At 69.7% G+C, this 4,911-nt stretch carries 6 protein-coding genes and 2 pseudogenes; 7 read left to right on the top strand and 1 reads right to left on the bottom strand.

Annotated features, from left to right (window positions below):
- A pseudogene (locus G3I40_RS46785) lies at nt 1–142 on the top strand (SseB family protein); the annotation flags it as partial.
- 9 nt (nt 143–151) lie between these two features.
- Here G3I40_RS46785 and G3I40_RS00720 read toward each other — a convergent pair.
- On the bottom strand, nt 152–514 hold the full coding sequence (locus G3I40_RS00720; protein WP_164300187.1) for a DUF1844 domain-containing protein: 363 nt from the start codon (nt 512–514) through the stop codon (nt 152–154).
- 347 nt (nt 515–861) lie between these two features.
- On the opposite strand from G3I40_RS00720, the gene infC reads away from it, so the two are divergent.
- The 6 genes and pseudogenes from infC to G3I40_RS00690 all read left to right on the top strand — a co-directional run.
- On the top strand, nt 862–1,566 hold the full coding sequence (gene infC / locus G3I40_RS00715) for a translation initiation factor IF-3 (RefSeq protein WP_164300186.1): 705 nt from the start codon (nt 862–864) through the stop codon (nt 1,564–1,566).
- Between the two features lie 123 nt (nt 1,567–1,689).
- A complete protein-coding gene (gene rpmI, locus G3I40_RS00710) occupies nt 1,690–1,884 on the top strand; it encodes a 50S ribosomal protein L35 (RefSeq protein WP_003947156.1) in 195 nt (64 codons plus the stop codon).
- 101 nt (nt 1,885–1,985) lie between these two features.
- The gene (rplT, locus tag G3I40_RS00705) at nt 1,986–2,372 is read left to right on the top strand and encodes a 50S ribosomal protein L20 (RefSeq protein ID WP_006350245.1); all 387 of its coding nucleotides are present in this window, start codon (nt 1,986–1,988) and stop codon (nt 2,370–2,372) included.
- A 149-nt stretch (nt 2,373–2,521) separates the two neighbouring features.
- Nucleotides 2,522–3,364, top strand: coding sequence for an RNA methyltransferase (locus tag G3I40_RS00700; protein ID WP_203643137.1), 843 nt, complete (start codon nt 2,522–2,524; stop codon nt 3,362–3,364).
- 48 nt (nt 3,365–3,412) lie between these two features.
- The gene (locus G3I40_RS00695; protein WP_164300184.1) at nt 3,413–4,549 is read left to right on the top strand and encodes an ATP-binding protein; all 1,137 of its coding nucleotides are present in this window, start codon (nt 3,413–3,415) and stop codon (nt 4,547–4,549) included.
- Between the two features lie 154 nt (nt 4,550–4,703).
- A pseudogene (locus G3I40_RS00690) lies at nt 4,704–4,911 on the top strand (phenylalanine--tRNA ligase subunit alpha); the annotation flags it as partial.

The raw sequence follows: 4,911 nt of genomic DNA, 5'->3' as shown, positions 1-4,911 counted from the left end.
GCAGGACGCCGCCGTCCACGCCGTCGCCCGCCGGCTGGCCGCCGACGAAACGCTGAGGGCCCGCCTGGTGCACGGCCTCGACCTGGCACTGCTGCCGGCCGAGGCCACGCTCCCGGGCGAGCCCCTGTTCGTACGCGACTGACTGCGGGCGCTAGCCGTAGACGGCGCCCGTGTACTTCTCGCCCGGGCCCTGGCCCGGCTCGTCCCGCACGAGCGACGCCTCGCGGAACGCCAACTGCAGCGACTTCAGACCGTCCCGCAGCGGAGCCGCGTGGAACGAGCTGATCTCGGTCGCGCTCCCGTCGAGCAGCCCGGCCAGGGCGTGGATCAGCTTGCGGGCCTCGTCGAGGTCCTTGTGGGCGTCGCCCTCGTCGGTGAGGCCGAGCTTCACGGCGGCGGCGCTCATCAGGTTCACCGCGACCGTCACGATGACCTCGACGGCGGGCACCTCGGCGATGTCGCGGGTCAGCGCGTCGTAATCGGGGGCATCGGCAGAAGGGGTGGTGTCACTCATGCCCACACGATATGCCGCCCGCGCACCCGGTTGGGCGCACCCCCCAAGTGCTGCTAACCTTGTGTAACGACCGGCCGGACACCCACGTCTGCACGACCTGAGTAACCGGCCCACAAGTGGAGGCTCCGATCTCCCACCTGACTGCCCTCCGGGGCGGCGGGTCACCGGTCAGACGGTCCCCATCGTTCCGTACGGACGATGGAACCGTCCGAGATGCGCCCCGCGGTCATCGTGGTGGTGCTCCGGTAGTTCTTGGAGCCCCCCATGTGTACCGTCCGGGGCATTTTTTGTGCTTCGACGCGGTTGGTACTTAGGAATAAACGTACGCGGCGGTCCGCCAGACCGTCGTGTGGTGCTACCGAGGAGGATCCATCAGCGCCGAGCCCCGCATCAACGACCGGATTCGCGTTCCCGAAGTGCGACTTGTCGGTCCCAGCGGCGAGCAGGTCGGGATTGTTCCGCTTGCCAAGGCCCTTGAGCTTGCTCAGGAGTACGACCTCGACCTGGTCGAGGTGGCGGCGAACGCCCGTCCGCCCGTCTGCAAGCTCATGGACTACGGGAAGTTCAAGTACGAGTCGGCCATGAAGGCCCGTGAGGCGCGCAAGAACCAGGCGCACACGGTCATCAAGGAGATGAAGCTCCGGCCGAAGATCGACCCGCACGACTATGACACCAAGAAGGGTCACGTCGTTCGGTTCCTCAAGCAGGGCGACAAGGTCAAGATCACGATCATGTTCCGTGGTCGCGAGCAGTCCCGGCCGGAGCTCGGCTTCCGACTGCTGCAGCGCCTCGCGAACGACGTCGAGGACCTCGGTTTCGTCGAGTCGAACCCGAAGCAGGACGGTCGAAACATGATCATGGTCCTGGGTCCGCACAAGAAGAAGACCGAGGCCATGGCCGAGGCCCGCGAGGCGCAGGCCGCCCGCAAGGCCGACGCGAAGGCCAACCCCGGCAAGTCGCAGAACATTGCCGAGGACCAGTCTCCCGAGGACGAGGCCGAGGTTTCCGCCGAGGTTTCCGAGGCCCCCGCCGAGGCTCCTGCCGAGGCATGATCCGGCGGCGCACAGCCTGTGCGCCTCGGATACCAACTGACACGACTGACGTTCCCTCGCAGCCGGTTCGGGTTCACGCGCGAACCGGCCGGGGACGCCACTGACGATGGAGAGAACGGCGCTATGCCGAAGAACAAGTCGCACAGCGGTGCCAGCAAGCGCTTCAAGATCACCGGCTCCGGCAAGGTGCTCCGTGAGCGCGCCGGCAAGCGCCACCTGCTCGAGCACAAGTCGTCGCGCCTGACGCGCCGCCTCACCGGCAACGCCGAGATGGCCCCGGGCGACGCCAAGAAGATCAAGAAGCTTCTCGGCAAGTGACGTACCGGCGCTTCGGCGCCGCGCACGTCGGCTAGACCGGGACCTATTCGAATTCGGGTCGGGTGACGTCAACCCCGGCCCCGCTACAAGGAGTTAAAAAAGTGGCACGCGTCAAGCGCGCGGTAAACGCGCACAAGAAGCGTCGGGCGATCCTCGAGCAGGCCAGCGGCTACCGCGGTCAGCGTTCGCGTCTGTACCGCAAGGCCAAGGAGCAGGTCACCCACTCCCTGGTCTACAACTACAACGACCGCAAGAAGCGCAAGGGCGACTTCCGTCAGCTGTGGATCCAGCGCATCAACGCCGCTGCCCGCCAGAACGGCATGACGTACAACCGCCTCATCCAGGGTCTGAAGGCCGCCAACATCGAGGTGGACCGCAAGATCCTGGCGGAGCTCGCCGTCAACGACGCCAACGCGTTCGCCGCGCTGGTCGAGGTTGCGCAGAAGGCGCTGCCGGCGGACGTCAACGCCCCGAAGGCTGCCGCCTGAAACGTGCGTTGAGCCGTGTTTCGGACCCGCAGGCCAACAGGCCCGCGGGTCCGACTGCGTCTGCCGCCTTCTGTCGTTCCCGGTCCGACCCGTCGTGGTGGGTTGCTCGCGCAGTTCCCCGCGCCCCCTATGTACCAAGGTGAGTTGTGATGGTTGCCGCCCCGGAGCTGATCTCTCCCAAGTCGTCCCGCGTCTCTGCCGCCCGGCGGCTGGGGAAGCGGAACTTCAGGGGAAAGGAGCGGCTGTTCCTCGCCGAGGGGCCGCAGGCCGTGCGGGAGGCCGCCGCACACGGCGGGCTCGTGGAGATGTTCGCCACCGTCGACGCCGCGGAGCGCTACGCCGACATCGTGGGCGAGGCGCGGGACGCGGGCGCCCGGGTGCACCTCGCCGACGAGAGCGTCATCGCCGACATCTCCACCACCGTGACCCCGCAGGGACTCGTCGGGGTGTGTCGCTTCCTGGACGCGCCCTTCGAGGAGATCCTCGCGGCCCGCCCGAAGCTCGTCGCCGTACTCGCGCACGTGCGCGACCCCGGGAACGCCGGGACGGTGCTGCGCTGCGCCGACGCCGCGGGCGCCGAGGCCGTGGTCCTCACGGACGGGTCCGTCGACCTGTACAACCCCAAGGCCGTACGCGCCTCGGTCGGCTCCCTCTTCCACCTGCCGGTCGCCATGGGCGTACCCGTCGAGGACGCCGTCGCCGGGCTGAAGGCCGCCGGCGTCCGCATCCTCGCCGCCGACGGCGCCGGGGACGACGACCTCGACGACGAGCTGGACAAGGGCACCATGGGCACACCCACCGCCTGGGTCTTCGGCAACGAGGCCTGGGGCCTGCCCGAGGAGACCCGCGCGCTGGCGGACGCCGTCGTACGCGTCCCGATCCACGGCAAGGCCGAGAGCCTCAACCTCGCGACGGCCGCCGCCGTGTGCCTGTACGCCTCCGCCCGCGCCCAGCGCGCCCCCGGAGGGTGCCGCTCCGTCACCCCCAACTAGTAGGGTGACCACCTCGGGCCCAGGGCCGAGAGGTGGGACACGGGGAAGATGAGCGTCGTCGGTACGAGCAGCTCGCGAGGAGAGCGGGGCCGGTCCGGACCGGTCGCGCCCCGGCGCGGCCCCGACGATCTCGCCGGTACCGGCCTCCACCCCGACGACCTTCCCGACGGACTCGTCGTCGCCGACGAGAGCGGCCGGGTCGTCTGCTTCAACGCCGCCGCGCAGCGCATCACCGCCGTCCCCGCCGCCCGCGCCCTCGGCGCCCCGCTCGAACAGGCGCTGCCGCTGGAGGACCTGGAAGGCCGGCGCTGGTGGCAGCTGACCGACCCGTACGGCGGCCTCGCCACCCGCGTCGGACAGCCCGAGCGCAACCTGCTGCTGCCCGGCGGGCGGGAAGTGCTGGTGACCGCGCGCTACGTGCGGACCCGTCCCCTCGGGCCCGTGCGCCGCGTCGTCGTCTCGATCCGCGACACGGAGGCCCGGCGCCGCACCGAGCGCAGCCACGCCGAGCTGATCGCCACCGTCGCCCACGAGCTGCGCTCCCCGCTGACCTCCGTGAAGGGGTTCACGGCGACCCTGCTCGCGAAGTGGGAGCGCTTCACCGACGAGCAGAAGCGGCTGATGCTCGAGACCGTCGACGCGGACGCGAACCGGGTGACCCGGCTCATCACCGAACTGCTCGACATCTCGCGCATCGACTCCGGGCGGCTCGAACTGCGGCGCCAGCCCGTCGACATCGCGGCCGCCGTCTCCCGGCACATCCAGGCCCACGTCGCCTCCGGCCAGCGGGCCGACCGGTTCCTGCTGCGCGTCACGCAACCGCTGCCCGATCTGTGGGCCGACCCCGACAAGGTCGACCAGGTGCTGAGCAACCTGCTGGAAAATGCGGTGCGGCACGGCGAGGGAGCCGTCACCATTGCCGTAGAGCCCTCCACGGCGGCCAGGGAATCCACCTCGGTCACCGTCAGCGACGAGGGCCCCGGCATCCCGGAGGAGTCCATGAACCGCGTCTTCACCCGCTTCTGGCGGGGCAGCAAGCGCGGCGGCACCGGGCTCGGCCTGTACATCGTCAAGGGCATCGTCGAGGTCCACGGCGGAACGATCACGGTGGGGCGGGCGCCCGCCGGCGGCGCCCAGTTCCGATTTACGTTGCCCGTCGGGGCACCCGCGTATCTCACCAGCTGAGCGCAGGGCCCCCACGGGCGAATTCACACACGTCACCCCCGTTAGACTCGTCCTTTGGCACATTGCGTCTCCACGTCAGGGACGGTTCGTCATCGGAATCGGGACGGGTTCGTCGACGGGGCCATCCGCCAGCCAATCGGAAGCACGGGAAGAGATGTCGGCACCGAACAAGTCGTACGACCCTGTTGAGGTCGAGGCACTGAAACCGGAAGAGATCGAGCGCGTGCGGGACGAGGCGCTCGCCGCCTTCGCCGCCGCGGACTCGCTCGAGGCGCTTCAGGCAGCCAAGGTCGCGCACGCCGGCGGCACGTCGCCGCTGTCGCTGGCCAACCGCGAGATCGGCGCGCTGCCGCCGCAGGCCA

It is taken from the genome of Streptomyces sp. SID14478, assembly GCF_010548525.1.
Classification (GTDB): Bacteria; Actinomycetota; Actinomycetes; order Streptomycetales; family Streptomycetaceae; genus Streptomyces.
This window is presented reverse-complemented; position numbering and strand designations above follow the sequence as displayed.

Excerpts from the sequence above, each read along its gene's own strand:
- G3I40_RS00720 (WP_164300187.1), bottom strand. The coding sequence starts at position 514 with ATGAGTGACACCACCCCTTCTGCCGATGCCCCCGATTACGACGCGCTG.
- rpmI (WP_003947156.1), top strand. The coding sequence starts at position 1,690 with ATGCCGAAGAACAAGTCGCACAGCGGTGCCAGCAAGCGCTTCAAGATC.
- G3I40_RS00700 (WP_203643137.1), top strand. The coding sequence starts at position 2,522 with ATGGTTGCCGCCCCGGAGCTGATCTCTCCCAAGTCGTCCCGCGTCTCT.
- G3I40_RS00695 (WP_164300184.1), top strand. The coding sequence starts at position 3,413 with ATGAGCGTCGTCGGTACGAGCAGCTCGCGAGGAGAGCGGGGCCGGTCC.